This is a genomic window from Amycolatopsis sp. NPDC104819, assembly GCF_055583145.1.
In genome coordinates, this window is sequence record NZ_JBVJON010000012.1 from 218699 (window position 1) to 233652 (window position 14954).

Consider the following 14954-nt stretch of genomic DNA (forward strand, 5'->3'; position numbering starts at 1 on the left):
TTCGGCTGTTCATCTGGCACCCTGGACCCCGTGTTGCGGCTTGCAGGTGCACGGCTGCTCGATGATCGGGACTATCCGGCGGTCCGTGCCGCGCTCGCCGCCGACCCGGTGGGCAGCTGCATGGTCAGCGCCCGGGTCGAGGCCGCGGGCCTCGACCCGTGGCGGCTCGGTGGTGAGCTCTGGGCCGCCGACAGCCGTCCGGTCCGGGCCGGACGGCTCCAAGGGCTGTGCTTCGCCGGCCCGAACCTCATCCCGCTTCGCGGGAACGCGCCCGCGTTGCGCTCCTTCGCCGATCGCGCGCTGCGCCGGCAGCGGACCTGCTCTTCGCTGGTCGGGCCGGCCGAGCAGGTGCTCGGGCTGTGGGACGAGCTGGCCGACGAGTGGGGCCCGGCGCGCGAGATCCGCGGTGACCAGCCGCTGATGGCGCTGGACAGCACCCCGCTGGTCGCCGCCGATCCGCAGGTCCGCGCGGTGCGCCCGGACGAGCTCGAGCGCTACCTGCCCGCGGCCGTCGCGATGTTCATCGAAGAGGTCGGTGTCGACCCGCGCAGCGGGGACGGCGGGGCCAGCTACCGCGCGCGGGTCACCGAGCTGATCGGCGCCGGGCGTGCGTTCGCCCGGTTCGAGAACGGCGAGGTCGTGTTCAAGGCCGAGATCGGCGCGATGTCGGCGACCGTCGGGCAGATCCAGGGTGTCTGGGTGCACCCCGAACGCCGGGGTGGCGGTGTCGGCACCGCCGGCACGGCCGCGGTGGTGAACCGGCTGGTCCGCGGTCTGGGCCGGACCGCCAGCCTCTACGTCAACGCCTTCAACACCCCCGCCCTCGCGGCCTACCGCAAGATCGGGTTCCAGCAGGTCGGCCAGTACGCGACGGTGCTGTTCTAGCACTCTTCCGTGGCGGCGTTTCGGGGCCGGGACACCCCCGCTGACCAGGCATCATCCGGCCATGAGTGCACGTCGACGCCGCGGTGTGCTCGCGGTGCTGCTGCTCGTCGCCGCGACCACGGCCGGCTGCTCGGGCGACGGTCCCGAGGACGCCCTCTCCGCCTTCCTGGACGCCGTCGCGTCCGGGGACGTCGCCGCCGCGGCCGCCGGCACCGACTCGCCGGACGCGGCCAGGACCGTGCTGTCCCAGGTCCGCGCCGTGCTCGAACCGGAGTCCCTCGACGTCGACGACGAAGCGGTGAAGGAGCCGGCGAACGGCGACACCGTCACCGCCGGCTACCAGCTCACCTGGCACCTGCCGCACGAGCGCACCTGGACCTACCGCGCTGACGCCCAGCTGCGCGCGGCCGAGACCGGCTGGCAGGTGCACTGGCAGCCGACCGTCGTGCACCCGCAGCTGGCCGTCGGCCAGACCCTCGGCCTGCTGCCACAGCTGCCGGAGACCGCGCCGGTCCTCGACCGCGACGGCGTGCCGCTGATGCGCCCGCAGACCGTGGTCGGTGTGGTCGTCGACCCGCAGAAGACAGGGGACTCGAGCGCCGTCGCGGGGTCGCTCGCGAAGGCGCTGCACCGGTTCGAGCCGTCGGTCACCGGGCGGTCGGTGCTCGACGGGATGAACAAGACCAAGCCCGGGGACGCCTACCCGGTGATCACCCTGCGCGCGGGCGACTACCAGCGGGTCAAGCCGGTGATCTACGACCTGCCCGGCGTCCGGTTCGCCGGCCAGGAGCGGCTGCTGCCGGTCACCCGCGGGTCCGGGCAGCAGGTGCTGCCGGGCATCCGGGCGCTGGTCGAGCAGGAGCTGGCCGGGGCGGCGGGCTGGCGGATCGTCACCCGGGACGTCACCGGCGGCGAGGCCGCCGAGCTGCGGGCCGAGCCGCCGCGGCCGGCGCCCGCGGTCACCAGCACGCTCAGCGCGAAGATCCAGGACGCCGCCGAGAAGGCCCTCGCCACCGAGGACTACCCGGCCGCGCTGGTGGCGATCCAGCCTTCGAGCGGGGACATCCTCGCCGTGGCGCAGAACACCGCGGCCGACGAGGAGGGCTCGCTGGCGCTGTCCGGGCGGTACCCGCCGGGGTCGACGTTCAAGATCGTCACGGCGGCGGCCGCGCTCTCGACGGGCGACGTGGACGCGGGCAGCCCGGTCGACTGCCCGGGCACCACGACGGTCGAGAACCGCGTCATCCCCAACGAAGGCCGGTTCGACCTCGGCCGCGTCCCGCTGAAGACGGCGTTCGCGCGCTCGTGCAACACGACCTTCGCGCGCCTCGCCGCCGGCCTCCCGGCCTCGGCCCTCACCGACGCCGCCCGCTCCTTCGGCCTCGGCGCGGACTTCGTCGTCCCCGGCCTGACGACGGTCACCGGCGCGGTCCCGGCCAGCGACTCGGCCGTCCAGCGCGCGGAGAACGGCTTCGGCCAGGGCACGGTGGTGACCAGCCCGTTCGGCATGGCGCTGGTCGCGGCGGCCGTGCAGGCGGGGAAGGTGCCGACGCCGTCGATCGTCAAGGGGATGCCCGCGACCACGAACAACGTCGGCGACGCGCCGTCGGACGAGGTGCTCGGGGCGCTGCGCGGGATGATGCGCGAGGTCGTCACCGCGGGCACCGCGACCGGGCTGCGGGACATCCCGGATGTCGCGGGCAAGACCGGCACGGCCCAGTTCGGCGACGGCTCCCGCTCGCACGGCTGGTTCGTCGGCTACCGCGGCGACCTGGCGTTCGCGGTGCTGCTGACCGAGGCCGGATCGTCCAAACCGGCGGTGCAGGCCGCGCACCGGTTCCTGGCGGCGATCGGCTGAGCGGCCCGTCGTAAGGTGGGGGGCATGTCCGTTCGTGCCCCGCTGGTGCCCGGTGTCCAGACGCCGCGCCGTGACGTCCCCACTTCCATCGCCCGTCCCGAGTACGTGGACAAGCCGGCGCCGAAGCGGGACACCGGCAACGGCGTGCGCACGCCCGAGGTGATCGAGGCGATGCGGATCGCGAGCCGGATCGCGGCGCAGGCGCTGGAGGAGGGCGGCAAGGCCGTCAAGCCGGGCGCCACCACCGACGACATCGACAAGGTGGTGCACGAGTTCCTGCTCGACCACCACGCCTACCCCTCGACGCTGGGCTACCGCCGGTTCCCGAAGTCGTGCTGCACCTCGCTCAACGAGGTCATCTGCCACGGCATCCCGGACTCGACGCCCATCGAGGACGGCGACATCTGCAACATCGACGTCACCGCCTACATCGGCGGTGTCCACGGCGACACGAACGCGACGTTCCTGGCCGGCGACGTCTCCGAGGAGGCCCGCCTGCTGGTGGAGCGCACCCGCGAGGCGACGATGCGGGCGATCAAGGCGGTCCGGCCGGGCCGCCAGCTCAACGTGATCGGCCGGGTCATCGAGGCGTACGCGAAGCGCTTCGGCTACGGCGTGGTCCGCGACTTCACCGGCCACGGCGTCGGCCCGGCCTTCCACACGCCCCCGACGGTCCTGCACTACGAAGAGCCCTCCGTCGACACGGTGATCGAGGAGGGCATGACCTTCACGATCGAGCCGATGATCACGCTGGGCACCATCGACTACGACATCTGGTCCGACGACTGGACCGTCACCACGAAGGACAAGAAGTGGACGGCCCAGTTCGAGCACACCCTCGTGGTGACGGCCGACGGCAGCGAGATCCTCACGCTGCCGTGAGTCAGTGGCTGGTCGCCTTCTTGTAGCAGCGCACCGAAAGCGGCACGAAGACCGCCAGCAGCACCGCGATCCACAGCACCGACGCCAGCACGGCGTGCTGCATCGGCCAGACGTCGTGCACCGGCATCGCCGCGCTCGTGTTGCCGAACAGCTCCCGCGCCGCCTGCGTGATCGCCGAGACCGGGTTCCAGTCCGCGATCACCCTCAGCGGGGTGGGCAGCCGACCGCTGTCGACGAACGTGTTGGCCAGGAACGTCAGCGGGAAGATCGCCACGCTCGAGACGTTGTTGAACACCTCGGGCTTGCGCACGGCCAGCCCGAGCGTCCCCATCACCCACGACAACGCGTACGCGAAGGCCAGCAGCAGAAGCACTCCGCCCAGAGCTTCGAAGACGCCGGTGTGGATGCGCCAGCCGACGAGCAGGCCGACCAGTCCCATGATGAGCAGGCTCGTCACGTTGAGGATGAGGTCGGCGGTGGTCCGCCCGATCAGCACCGCCGCCGGGGACATCGGCAGCGACCGGAACCGGTCGATGAGGCCCTTCTGCAGGTCGTCGGTCAGCCCGTAACCGGTGACGATGCTGCCCATCGCCACCGCGAGCGTGAAGATCCCCGGCAGCATGAACTCGCGGTACGACATGCCGGGGATGTCGATCACGCTGCCGAACACGTACCCGAACAGCAGCACGAACATCACCGGCATGAACACGATGGACCCGAGCAGGTCCAGCGACCGGAGGATCTTGATCGAGTTACGCTTGGCCACGGTCACGCCGTCGGTCACGGCCATCTGCACCGCGTTCATCACACGGCCTCCAGTTCGGTCTCGGTCACGTCGTGGCCGGTGAGGGTGAGGAAAACGTCGTCGAGGGTGGGGCGGCGGACACCGACGTCACGGACGTCGACGCCTTCCACGGCGAGCAGGGCCAGCGCTTCGGTAAGCGCTTTCGCGCCGTGGCTCACGGGCACGGTGAGCCGGAAGCCTTCGGCCTGCGACTCGCCGCTGGCCAGCCGGGCGAGCGTCCGCTGCGCCACGACGACGTCGTCGTGCGTGCCGACGACCAGCTCGATCCGCTCGCCGCCGACGAGGTCCTTGAGCTCGTCGGCCGTGCCGCGCGCGATGACGCGGCCGTGGTCGACGACGGCGATGCTGTCGGCCAGCCGGTCGGCCTCTTCGAGGTACTGCGTGGTCAGCAGCAGGGTCGTGCCGCCCGCGACCAGCTCGGTGATGACCTCCCAGAGGTCGGTGCGGGCGCGCGGGTCGAGCCCGGTCGTGGGCTCGTCGAGGAACAGCACCGGCGGGTTCGCGACGAGCGCGCCGGCCAGGTCGAGCCGGCGCCGCATGCCGCCGGAATAGCCCTTCACCGGGCGGTCGGCGGCCTCATCCAGGCCGAACCGGGCCAGCAGCTCCCGGCCGCGGGCCTTGGCCCGCTTGGTGCCCAGGTGGTAGAGCCGCCCGACCATCTCGAGGTTCTCGGCGCCGGTCAGCTCCTGGTCGACCGCGGCGTACTGGCCCGACGCGCCGATGTGCGAACGCAGCTCGTGCGCGTCCCGCACGACGTCGAACCCGGCGACCGTCGCGTGGCCCGCGTCCGGCTTCTGCAGGGTGGTGAGGATCTGGACGGTGGTGGTCTTCCCGGCGCCGTTCGGCCCGAGCACCCCCAGCACGGTGCCTTCGGGCACCGCGAGCGACATCCCGTCGAGCGCGGTGACGCTCCCGTACTTCTTGACGAGCCCTTCGGCCACGATGGCGTCTGGCATCGGACTTCCTTTCCGGGTAAGGGAAACTTCAGGCGCGGCGGATGACGACGTCGCCGGTGTAGGTGTGGGCCTTGACCTGGACCGTCTCGCTGGTCCCGCCGGGACCGTCGGACGGCGTGAGCGAGTTGTGCACGGTGCCGGTCAGCGAGTTGAGCTCGAGCCAGGCGGCGCTGCCCTCGCGGATGCCGACCTCGATCTCGCCGACCGCGGTCTCGAGGACGACGGTGTCGCGGATGACCTCACCGATCCGGATGTCGCCGGCGGCGGTCTTGGCGTGCACCCCCGCGTGGGCGTGGTCGACGACGATGTCGCCGTTCGCGGTGCTGACCCGCAGGTCGCCGGTGACCTCGCCGACGCGGGTCTCGCCGTTGGAGTTCTTCAGCTCGGCGGTGCCATCGATCTCGCGGATCCGCAGCTCGCCGGAGGCGGTGCCGACCTCGGCGTGCCCGGTGACCCGCTCGATGGTGACGTCGCCGGTCGAGGTGCTCGCCTCGAGCCGGGCCACCTCGTCGAGGTGGATGTTGCCGACGGAGGTCTTGATGCGGCTCTCGCCGACGCGGCCGCTGACCCGGACGTCCCCCAGCGCGGCCGACGTCTTGACCCGCGAGCCGGCCGGCAGCTCGACCGAGATGTGCAGGGCGCCGCCCTTGCCCCACAGCTTGGTGGTGTACTTCGGGCCCTTGACCAGCAGCTGGCCGTCGGCGAACTCGACGCGGGTCTTCGCGACGGCCTTGAGGTCTTCGTTGTCGGACGGGTCGGCGGGTTCGACCTCGACGGTGGTTTCCGCGCGCTCCCCGGCGACGATCCGGACGTCCGCGATGCTGACGTCGATCGTGGCCGTGATCGGCTCGGGGGTGGCGAAAAACGGCATGGCTGCGCCCTCCTGGGCTGCTCGGATGGCGTCTCCGCAGGTCGGAGACGTGACGGGTAAAAGGGAAAGGGTTACTGGACCCAGCCGGTGTACTTCTCACCGAACATCGACCGGCGGTGGGTGCTCTGGCTCCGGCCGGGGCCGAGCGCGGCGTTCGCGGCCCGGACGAGCCAGGCGTTGATCGAGAGCTGGTCGCGGTTCGCGGCCTCCTCGACGCGCTGCTTGAGCTGCTCGGGCAGCCGCAGGTTGATCCGGGAGACGGCGCCGTCGTCGGCTTCGGGTGGTGGTGCCGGAGTTTCCTCCTGCGCCGGCTCGGGCTGGGCCGGCAGCGCGACCGCGAACTCGGCTTCGCGGCGGCGCAGGCGCACCTCGACGGAGCCGGGCGCGAGGTCGCGGGTGATCTCGTCGGCCGCCGCCGAAAGCGCGTCGAGCAGGGTGAGCCGGATCGCCGACTCGAGCGGCGCGGTGAGCCGCTCGGCGAGGGCGACGGCTTCCTCACCCGCCGCCTCGGCGGCGACCGCGAGCTCCCGGCGGAGTTCGTCCACGAAGGGCGTCAGGTCCATGGCACTACTGTGGCACCGCGATGGCACCACGACAACCCTGAATTGGCACCCTTAGGGGTTCAGAGTGGTGCCAAAAACGTGCCGGGCAGCGCCTGGGACAGCGTCCGCGCGCGACCGCGGCTCCAGGTGGCGTCGTCGACGTCGAGCGCTTTGCGGAAGACCTCGCGCGCGTCGGCCGGCAGGAGGTTCCAGGCCGGGAACAGGTCGCAGGCCTGGTCACCGACGCCCGTGCAGCCGAAGTCGATGACGGCGCTCAGCCGGCCGCCGTCGACCAGCAGGTTGCCCGGCATGAGGTCGGCGTGCAGCCAGACCGGCGGGCCGTCCCGGTCCGGGCCGCGCAGCGCTACTTCCCAGACGGCGGCCGCGGCGTCGCAGTCGACGTTCTCCTGCGGGATCCTGCGCAGGGCTTCGATCGCCGCGCAGGTCGGCGCGGCGAGCGGGCTGCCGCGGTGTGCCGGGCAGGGTGATGCTCCGCATCGCCGTCACGAACTCGGCCAGGTCCTCGGCGAGCCGCACCGGATCGCTCGGCAGGCCGGGGTTCTCGCCCGGCAGCTACCGGTACACCGACCACGGATACCCCCCGGCGCCCACCATCTCGGGGATCGCGAAGGGCAGCCGCGGCGCGAGCCGGGGCAGCTACTCCCGTCCAGGGCGACGTCCTGGGCACCGCCGGCCACCAGAGGCAGCCGTGCGACCAGGGTGCCCCCGGACGGCCGGCGCCGCACCGGCAGGCCGGCCCAGCCCGGGAACTGCGCGACGACCAGGCGCCGGACGAGGTCGTCGTCGATCGGGTGCTGACCCGGGTGCATGGTCATTCGCGTTCGAGGCGCTCCAGGAGCTCGTCCAGAAACCCGCAGGCCTCGGCGGTGGCCCGCTTGGGGTCGCGCTTGGCGATGGCGTCGGCCAGCCCTTCGTGCCCGATCTCGGGCAGGTGGTCGGTGCCCGGCGTGATGTTCGCCGTCGCCGCGACGCTCGCCGTGATGACCTCGGTCAGCCCGCGGTAGAGCTCGGTGAGCAGCTGGTTGTGCCCGCTGCGGACGACCGCGCAGTGGAACTCCGCGTCCGTGCGGGCGAAGTCCTCCCAGCGTCCTTCGTTCAGCTCGACCTCACGGCGGGCGAGGATCGACCAGAGCTCGGCGACCTCCTCTTGGGTGCGTGACAACGCGGCGAGCCGGGCGCCCTCGACCTCGAGGGTGCGGCGCACCTGGAGGACTTCACGCAGCTCGGAGCCGCAGAGCCGGCGGATCGCGCCGGACACCTCGCTGGTGGCGCGCACGTAGGTGCCGTCACCTTGGCGGACTTCGAGGATCCCCGTGTGCGCGAGCGCGCGGACGGCCTCGCGGACGGTGTTGCGCCCGACGCCGAGCTGGTCGACGAGCTCGGCTTCGGTCGGGATGCGCTCGCCGATGGGCCATTCGCCCTGCGTGACCGCGGTCCGCAGCTGCTCGATGACCTGGTCGACGAGGCCGGCCCGGCGGGTGGTGGCCAGAGGCACAGCTGTTATCCCTTCATCCAATCATCCTACGTATGCGATAGTAGCGGTCATGCCCGTCGAACACCGTGAATCCGCCCTCGAACCCGAGCTGGACGGCGCCGTGGAGCTGCGCACACCGGGCGTGGTCGCCGCCGGCGCGCTGCTCGCGGTCGCGGTGGTGCTCACTGCCCTCAACCTGCGCCCGGCCATCACCGGGGTCGGCCCGATGCTCGCCGAAATGCGCGCCGACCTGGGCACGTCCGGGGTCTGGGCCGGGGTGCTCACGACGTTGCCGACACTCTGCTTCGCCGGTGCCGGGCTGGCCGCGCCGCTGCTCGCCCGCCGCGCGGGGATCGGCGCCGCCATCGCGATCGCGCTCATCGCGCTCGGCGCCGGGCTCGTGCTGCGCGTGCTCGACGGCCCGGCCGTGGTGCTCGGCGGGACCCTCGTCGCCACCGCCGGGATCGCCCTGGTCAACGTGCTCATCCCGGTCGTCATCAAGGGCTCCTTCCCGGCTCGCATCGGCCTGATGACCGGCGTCTACACCGCCGCCCTGCAGGGTGGCGGCGCGCTCGGGTCGGCGGTGACCCCGCAGCTCGGCGACGCGTTCGGCGGCTGGCGGCCCGCCCTGGGCAGCTGGGCGGTGGTGGCCGTCGTCGCGTTGCTGGCGTGGATTCTCGCAGCCCGCGGCACCGGCCGGGCCCCGCGCCACTCCGACGCGGCCGAAGCCGGCCGGTCGCTGCTGGGCAACCGGCTGGCGTGGATCGTCACCGTCTTCTTCGGCCTGCAGGCCTTCTACGCCTACGCCGCGATGGGCTGGTTCCCGCAGGTGCTGATGGACGCCGGGGTGTCGCGCGGCGACGCCGGCCTGCTGTTCGGCCTGGTCGCGCTGATCGCCGTGCCGATCAGCCTGTTCGTCGCGCCGATGGCGGCCCGGCAGCGCGGGCAGGGCGGCTGGATCGTCGTGCTCGGGGTGTTCGGCTTCGCCGGCACGGCCGGGCTGATGCTGGCCCCGGCGTGGTCGCCGCTGCTCTGGAGCATTCTGATCGGCCTCGGGATGAGCGTGTTCTCCCTGGCCCTGACGGTGATCGCGCTGCGCGCCCGCACCGGCGCCGACACCGCACGGCTCTCCGGCATGGCGCAGGGCTTCGGGTACCTCTTCGCGGCGCTGGGCCCGTTCCTGTTCGGCCTGCTGCACGACGTCGCGGGCGGCTGGCCGGTGCCGCTGGCCATGCTCCTGGTCCTGCTGCTGGTCCAGATGGTGTTCGGCGCGCTCGCCGGCCGTCACCGGTTTGTCTGACTCTTAACTGTTAACGGCTTTCGCCCGGGTCGGCGCGGCTAAGATCACCGGATGGCCGTGCCGTCGCCGGACCTCGGGACGTTGCTGCGCGTGGGCCCGTTCGACGCCGCCCTGCGCGCGGCCATCCGCGCCCGCGGCCTGAGCCTCGACCGCCTGCGTGAGCACCTGCGCGCTCGCGGTGTCACGGTGACAACGGCGACGCTGAGCTACTGGCAGTCCGGCCGCAGCCGCCCCGAACGGCGGGATTCGGTGCGTGGACTGGGGCAGCTCGAAGCCGTGCTCGAGGTGCCCGCGGGTTCGCTCGTCTCGCTGCTCGGGCCGCCGCGGGTGCGCCGGTCCGCGCCCGCCGAGCTCAGCCGGTTCTGGCCGGACGGCCGGCGTGTCGACGCCGCGGTGTCCGATGTGGACACCCGGTGGGACGAGCGGCTGACCCGGATCGGCCAGCACGACGTCGTCCTCGTCGGCGCCGGCCGCGAGGAGCTGGAGATCCGGTCGCGGCAGGTGCTGCGCGCCGAGGCCGACGGTCCCGACCGCTGGGTGGTGATCCTGCACCTCGACGAGCACGACCGGCCGCTGCCGGAGCTGCGCGACCTGCGCGGCTGCCGCCCGGGCCGCAGTGTGCACCGGCCGGAGGACGGCCTCCTCGTCGTCGAACTGCTTTTCGCCCGGCCGCTCCTGCGCGGGGAAACGGTGCTCACCGAACACACGCTCGTGAATCGCGCGCCGCACCCGGTCGCGACGAACTACGAACGCAAGTTCCGCTTGCCGGTCCGCGAATACGTGCTCGAAATCCGGTTCTCCCCCGAAGCGGTCCCGGCGGTGTGCCGCCGGTTCGCCGAGCCCGGCGAACTCACCGACGTCGTCCCGGAATCCGGTGCGGTGCACGGGGTCGCGCTGAACTTCGGCCCCGGCCGCTACGGGTTCGAATGGGATTGGCCCGCCAGTTAACTGTTAAGGACTTCCGGATCTTCAATCCGGTGTTTCCCGCGTTCTACGGTCTGCGCACGCCACTCGCCGATTCGAGGAGAAACCGATGCGCAGAATCGTTTCCGTCACGAGCGTGGCCGCGTTGGCCGCGCTCGGGCTGGGCCTGACGCCCGCCGAAGCCGCGGCACCGGACCACCCGCCGGCCGAGATCGCCGGTGTCGCCGCGGCGTTCGGGCTCACCGCGGACCAGGCCCGCGCCCAGCTCACCGCCCAGGACGGCGCCCACCGGCTGGCCGCGGCCCTGCCCGCCGCGGTGCGCGCGAAGTCGGCCGGGCAATGGTTCGACGCGGCCGCCCGGAAGCTGACTGTCGCCGTCACCACCGCCGAAGCCGCTGACCAAGCGCGTGAAGCGGGTGCGGCGGCGCAGGTCGTGGCGCGCGGCCAGGCCGAGCTGGACCGCACCGACGCGGCGGTCCGCGAGCTGGTCGGCGCCGGCGTGCCCGGTGTTTACGGGTGGGGTGTCGACGTCCGCGCCAACGACGTCGCCGTCGACGTCGACCGGACGAAGAAGACCGCGGCGACCGAGAGTTTTCTTTCCCGGGTGAAGGATCTCGGGGTCCGGATCACCGAGACGACGTCGTCGCCGCGCCAGCAGTCCGGCACGATCCAGACCGGCAACCCGTGGTGGCCGGGCAGCGAGTCGAACTGCTCGGTCGGCTTCCCGGTGACGGATTCCGCCGGTGCCAAGCACTTCCTCACCGCGGGCCACTGCACGAACGACGTCAACCAGGCCGCGTACGGCGCTTCGGGCCAGCAGAACAAGATCGGCACGTCGAACGTCGGCGGCACGCACAGCGTCAACGGCCGCGAAGGCGACATGGGCGTCGTCGCGGTGACGGAGGCGGGCTGGAACCTCTCGGCGTCGGTGAACACCTGGGGCCAGCCGGCCGTCACGCTCACCGGCGCGGCCGAGGCGATGGTCGGTGACCGCGTCTGCCACTCCGGCAACACTTCGCACTGGCAGTGCGGTGAAGTGAAGTACACGCACAAGTCCGCCGACTACGGCAACGGCCTGGTCATCGACGACCTGACCTGGACCACGGCGTGTTCGCTCGGCGGGGACTCCGGCGGCGGCTGGCTGCTCGGCGACAAGGCCACCGGCCTGCACGACGGTGGCCCGTCCCAGTGCGTCCAGAACCCGAGTGACGGTGACATGTCCCTGTTCCAGCCGGTGATCGAGGCGCTGAACAAGTGGCAGCTCACCCTGGTGACCAGCGGCGGCACCGGCGACACGACAGCGCCGAGCGCGCCCGGCAATCCGCGTTCCACCGGCACGACGTCGAGCAGCGTCTCGCTCGCCTGGGACGCTTCGACGGACAACGTCGGCGTCACCGGTTACGACGTCTACAACGGCTCCGCGCTCGCCACGAGCGTCGCGGGGACCAGCGCGACGGTCAGCGGCCTCAACCCGGACACGGCGTACACCTTCACGGTCAAGGCGAAGGACGCGGCCGGGAACGCGTCGCCCGCGAGCGCGGCGGTGTCGGCCCGGACGCAGGCGGGCGGCGGCGGCAACCGCACGCTGACCAATGACACGGACTACGCGATCCGTGACTACCAGCAGGTGTTCAGCCCGATCGCCTCGACGCTCACCGGCAGCGCCGCCACCACGATCGGCGTCTCGCTGACCATCCGCCACACGTGCGCCGAAGACCTCGGCATCACGCTGCTCGACCCGCGTGGCCGGGCGTACACGCTCAAGTACAGCGGCGGCAGCACCTGCACGCCGTGGAGCGGCGCGCGGACGTTCACCGTGCCGGCGACGGCGACCCCGGCGTCCGGCAAGTGGCAGCTGCGCGTGACCGACTACGGGCCCGGCGACACCGGCACCCTCGACACCTGGTCGATCACGCTCTAAGGACTCCCGCGGGCCGGGCGGTCACCCCGTCCGGCCCGCGGTGACTCAGTCCAGGGGCAGGTTGAGCAGGGCGTTCTCGACCAGCTCCGGCATCGCCGGGTGGATCCAGTACTGGCCGCGCGCCATCGAACGCGCGTCCAGGCCGAAGCTCATCGCCTGGATCAGCGGCTGGATCACCGACGACGCCTGCGGGCCGATGATGTGCGCGCCGAGCAGCTGCCCGGTCGCCGGGTCGGCGAGGAGCTTCGCGAAGCCCGTCGTGTCCTCCATCGCCCAGCCGTACGCGATCCCGGCGTAGTCCTGCTTCGACGTCACGTAGGAGACGCCGAGCTTGCGGGCCTTCTGCTCGGTGAGCCCGACGGAGGCGACCTGCGGGTGGGTGAACACCGCGTGCGGCACGAACCGGTGGTCGGCCTTGATCCGCTCGTCCGGGTGCAGCAGGTTGTGCTGCACCACCCGGGATTCGTGGTTCGCGACGTGCTTCAGCTCGTGCGGCGAGGACAGGTCGCCGAGCGCGTAGATGCCTTCGACGACGGTCTCCTGGTAGTCGTCGACCACGACGTGCCCACTGTCCATTGTGGTCACTCCGGTGACGGCGACGTCGAGGGTGTCCGAGTTCGGCTTCCGGCCGGTGGCGACCAGCAGCAGGTCGGCTTCGACGGTCTCGGCGCCCTGCGGACCTTCGAGGTCCAGCGCGACGCCGTCGGCCGTCTTGCGCGCCCGCACGGTCTTGCGCTCGAGACGGACGTCGAAGCGTTCCGACGCCAGTTCGGTGAAGCGCGCGCTGACGTCCTCGTCTTCGCCGCGCAGCAGCCGCGCGGACCGGTTGACCAGCGTGACCCGCACCCCGAAGGACGCGAAGACGTGCGCGAACTCGGCCGCGATGTACCCGCCGCCGAGGATGACGATCCGCTCGGGCAGCTCGTCGAGCCGCATCACGGTGTCGGAGGTGTGGTAGCCGGTGTCCTCGATGCCGGGGATCTCCGGGATGACCGGACGTCCGCCCGCGGCAAGCACGAACTTGTCGGCGGTGAGCACCTCGTCGGCGCGGCCGTCGGTGAAGCTGACGCGCAGCTCCTTGTGCCCGGTGAAGCGGCCGGTGCCCTCGTAGACGTCGACGTTCTTGTTGTCCTCGTGGCTGCGGCGGTACTCCGCGCCCCCGGCGGCGATCGGGTCGATCCGGCCGAAGATGCGGTCGCGGATGTCGCGCCAGCGCACGCCCTTCAGCTCTTCGTCGACTCCGTACTTCGCGCTGTGCGAAGGCGTGTACGCGACGTCGGCGGCGTACACGAACATCTTCGTCGGGATGCAGCCGACGTTCAGGCAGGTGCCGCCGAAGGTGCCCTTCTCCACGATCGCCGTCTTCTTGCCGGCGAAACCGGGCCCGAGGATCGAGTTCCCCGATCCCGTCCCGACGATCACCAGGTCGTAGTGGGGCACTGCATCCTCCGCGGGGGTTCGGTCCGGTCGATTCACCCTAGCCAACCGCCTGCGCGAAGCGGGTGTTCCCGGCTGTGCTTAACGTCGTATTACGTGCTCAGTGGCCGTTGCCGGTGAAGTGCATCCGGTCCTTCGGGCTGGTCCAGGCCCCGCCCCAGCTCCAGCCGATCGCCGCGAACGCCCGCACGGTCGCGTCGCCGGCCAGGACCATGCCCGGACGGCGGTTCGTGCGGTCCAGGTAGGCCGACGCCAGCTCGGGCAGTACGAGCTTGCCCTGGGTGTAGGGGTTGCAGAACGGGTTGACGTCCACCGCGAGCCCGTAGGCGTGCGCCGACCAGGACGTCTGCCCGCGGGCCGGGCGGCAGACGAACGCGCTGGTCGAGTTGCCGTCGCCGGTCGGCGGCGCGGTGAGCTCGGCCGGGCTGGTCACGCGCATCTCCTCCAGCGGGAAGCGCGCCGCGAACAGCTGTCCGAAGACTTTGGTGATCCCGGCGGCGCCGGTCGTGTTGACCAGCATCTCGCCGGTGTGCGCGCGGCCGTCGAAACCCCAGAACGACATCGTCAGGTAGCGCAGGTCGGTCGCCTTGACCGGGCAGGCGGGCTGCCAGGTGCTGCGCGCGAGGACGGCGGCGGGCACCGCGCTGATCGTCGAGGCGTAGCGGCCGCCGGACGGGGGCGGAAGGAGGTCTTTTGTCGGAAGTGCCCGGTTCACCAGTTCGGGTGGTGTCGGTTCGACCGCGCCGAACCCGTCCGGGCCGACGGGGAGGGGCCGGGCACCCACCTGCCAGGTGACGGCGGGCGCGCTCGACGGCTTCGGCGGCGCCGAAGTCACCGGAGCGGGGGGTTTGGACACGGTCGTCGAGAACGGCGTCGCGGCCACCGGCTGCGGTGTGGAGGGGACTTCCGACGTGCAGGCGCCCAGCGTGAAGGCCATGACCGCCCCGGAGACCATCGCCGCTGTCCGTCGCATCCGTCCAGCCTGACAGAAGCGTTGGGTGAGCGCGGAGTCCACCCGTTTCAGTGACACCGTTTCGGGCCCACTCCGATTAGGGTATTCAGCGCCACTCGTTCACGC

At 71.9% G+C, this 14954-nt stretch carries 14 protein-coding genes; 6 read left to right on the forward strand and 8 right to left on the reverse strand.

The genetic code is table 11. The annotated features are described in order from the left end of the window. Positions 1-30: 30 nt before the first annotated feature. From ACZ63E_RS33985 to map, 3 genes are all read left to right on the forward strand, one after another. Positions 31-885 (forward strand): GNAT family N-acetyltransferase, encoded by an 855-nt coding sequence (locus tag ACZ63E_RS33985; RefSeq protein WP_465310680.1) that lies wholly within the window; start codon positions 31-33, stop codon positions 883-885. Positions 886-946: 61 nt separating this feature from the next. Further along, on the forward strand, positions 947-2743 hold the full coding sequence (locus ACZ63E_RS33990; protein ID WP_465340300.1) for a penicillin-binding transpeptidase domain-containing protein: 1797 nt from the start codon (positions 947-949) through the stop codon (positions 2741-2743). Between the two features lie 24 nt (positions 2744-2767). Beyond that, complete coding sequence (gene map / locus ACZ63E_RS33995; RefSeq protein ID WP_465340301.1) at positions 2768-3625, forward strand: type I methionyl aminopeptidase; 858 nt, start codon at positions 2768-2770, stop codon at positions 3623-3625. A 1-nt stretch (position 3626) separates the two neighbouring features. Here the strand turns inward: map and ACZ63E_RS34000 are convergent, their stop codons facing one another. The 6 genes from ACZ63E_RS34000 to ACZ63E_RS34025 form a co-directional block, all read right to left on the reverse strand. Then, positions 3627-4430 carry an ABC transporter permease gene (locus tag ACZ63E_RS34000; protein WP_465340302.1) on the reverse strand — a complete coding sequence of 268 codons (804 nt, stop codon included), beginning with the start codon at positions 4428-4430 and terminating at the stop codon, positions 3627-3629. Continuing rightward, complete coding sequence (locus tag ACZ63E_RS34005; RefSeq protein WP_465340303.1) at positions 4430-5386, reverse strand: ATP-binding cassette domain-containing protein; 957 nt, start codon at positions 5384-5386, stop codon at positions 4430-4432. The genes ACZ63E_RS34000 and ACZ63E_RS34005 overlap by 1 nt, the downstream gene beginning before the upstream one ends. A gap of 28 nt (positions 5387-5414) precedes the next feature. Continuing rightward, entirely contained in the window at positions 5415-6257 is an 843-nt protein-coding gene (locus tag ACZ63E_RS34010) for a DUF4097 family beta strand repeat-containing protein (RefSeq protein ID WP_465340304.1), read from the reverse strand. Positions 6258-6328: 71 nt separating this feature from the next. Next, positions 6329-6820 carry a toxin-antitoxin system HicB family antitoxin gene (locus ACZ63E_RS34015; RefSeq protein ID WP_465340306.1) on the reverse strand — a complete coding sequence of 164 codons (492 nt, stop codon included), beginning with the start codon at positions 6818-6820 and terminating at the stop codon, positions 6329-6331. A gap of 59 nt (positions 6821-6879) precedes the next feature. After that, complete coding sequence (locus ACZ63E_RS34020) at positions 6880-7233, reverse strand: phosphotransferase (protein WP_465340404.1); 354 nt, start codon at positions 7231-7233, stop codon at positions 6880-6882. A gap of 398 nt (positions 7234-7631) precedes the next feature. Beyond that, complete coding sequence (locus ACZ63E_RS34025; protein WP_465340307.1) at positions 7632-8315, reverse strand: FadR/GntR family transcriptional regulator; 684 nt, start codon at positions 8313-8315, stop codon at positions 7632-7634. A gap of 49 nt (positions 8316-8364) precedes the next feature. Here ACZ63E_RS34025 and ACZ63E_RS34030 point away from each other — a divergent pair, with 49 nt between their 5' ends. The 3 genes from ACZ63E_RS34030 to ACZ63E_RS34040 all read left to right on the forward strand — a co-directional run bounded on the left by ACZ63E_RS34030 (position 8365) and on the right by ACZ63E_RS34040 (position 12439). After that, positions 8365-9594 carry an MFS transporter gene (locus ACZ63E_RS34030; RefSeq protein WP_465340309.1) on the forward strand — a complete coding sequence of 410 codons (1230 nt, stop codon included), beginning with the start codon at positions 8365-8367 and terminating at the stop codon, positions 9592-9594. A 51-nt stretch (positions 9595-9645) separates the two neighbouring features. After that, entirely contained in the window at positions 9646-10542 is an 897-nt protein-coding gene (locus ACZ63E_RS34035) for an XRE family transcriptional regulator (RefSeq protein WP_465340310.1), read from the forward strand. 85 nt (positions 10543-10627) lie between these two features. Further along, positions 10628-12439 (forward strand): proprotein convertase P-domain-containing protein, encoded by a 1812-nt coding sequence (locus ACZ63E_RS34040; protein ID WP_465340311.1) that lies wholly within the window; start codon positions 10628-10630, stop codon positions 12437-12439. A 45-nt stretch (positions 12440-12484) separates the two neighbouring features. On the opposite strand, the gene ACZ63E_RS34045 is transcribed toward ACZ63E_RS34040, so the two are convergent. Both ACZ63E_RS34045 and ACZ63E_RS34050 read right to left on the reverse strand, forming a co-directional pair. Next, positions 12485-13879 (reverse strand): mycothione reductase, encoded by a 1395-nt coding sequence (locus tag ACZ63E_RS34045; protein WP_465340313.1) that lies wholly within the window; start codon positions 13877-13879, stop codon positions 12485-12487. A gap of 97 nt (positions 13880-13976) precedes the next feature. Then, a complete protein-coding gene (locus ACZ63E_RS34050) occupies positions 13977-14849 on the reverse strand; it encodes a M15 family metallopeptidase (protein WP_465340314.1) in 873 nt (290 codons plus the stop codon). Between the last annotated feature and the right edge of the window lie 105 nt (positions 14850-14954).

Bases quoted from the DNA above. Each gene is read 5' to 3' on its own strand.
- ACZ63E_RS34035 (WP_465340310.1), top strand. From the start codon at position 9,646: ATGGCCGTGCCGTCGCCGGACCTCGGGACGTTGCTGCGCGTGGGCCCG.
- ACZ63E_RS34015 (WP_465340306.1), bottom strand. From the start codon at position 6,820: ATGGACCTGACGCCCTTCGTGGACGAACTCCGCCGGGAGCTCGCGGTC.
- ACZ63E_RS34040 (WP_465340311.1), top strand. From the start codon at position 10,628: ATGCGCAGAATCGTTTCCGTCACGAGCGTGGCCGCGTTGGCCGCGCTC.
- ACZ63E_RS34000 (WP_465340302.1), bottom strand. From the start codon at position 4,430: ATGAACGCGGTGCAGATGGCCGTGACCGACGGCGTGACCGTGGCCAAG.
- ACZ63E_RS34030 (WP_465340309.1), top strand. From the start codon at position 8,365: ATGCCCGTCGAACACCGTGAATCCGCCCTCGAACCCGAGCTGGACGGC.
- ACZ63E_RS34010 (WP_465340304.1), bottom strand. From the start codon at position 6,257: ATGCCGTTTTTCGCCACCCCCGAGCCGATCACGGCCACGATCGACGTC.
- ACZ63E_RS34050 (WP_465340314.1), bottom strand. From the start codon at position 14,849: ATGCGACGGACAGCGGCGATGGTCTCCGGGGCGGTCATGGCCTTCACG.
- map (WP_465340301.1), top strand. From the start codon at position 2,768: ATGTCCGTTCGTGCCCCGCTGGTGCCCGGTGTCCAGACGCCGCGCCGT.
- ACZ63E_RS33990 (WP_465340300.1), top strand. From the start codon at position 947: ATGAGTGCACGTCGACGCCGCGGTGTGCTCGCGGTGCTGCTGCTCGTC.
- ACZ63E_RS34005 (WP_465340303.1), bottom strand. From the start codon at position 5,386: ATGCCAGACGCCATCGTGGCCGAAGGGCTCGTCAAGAAGTACGGGAGC.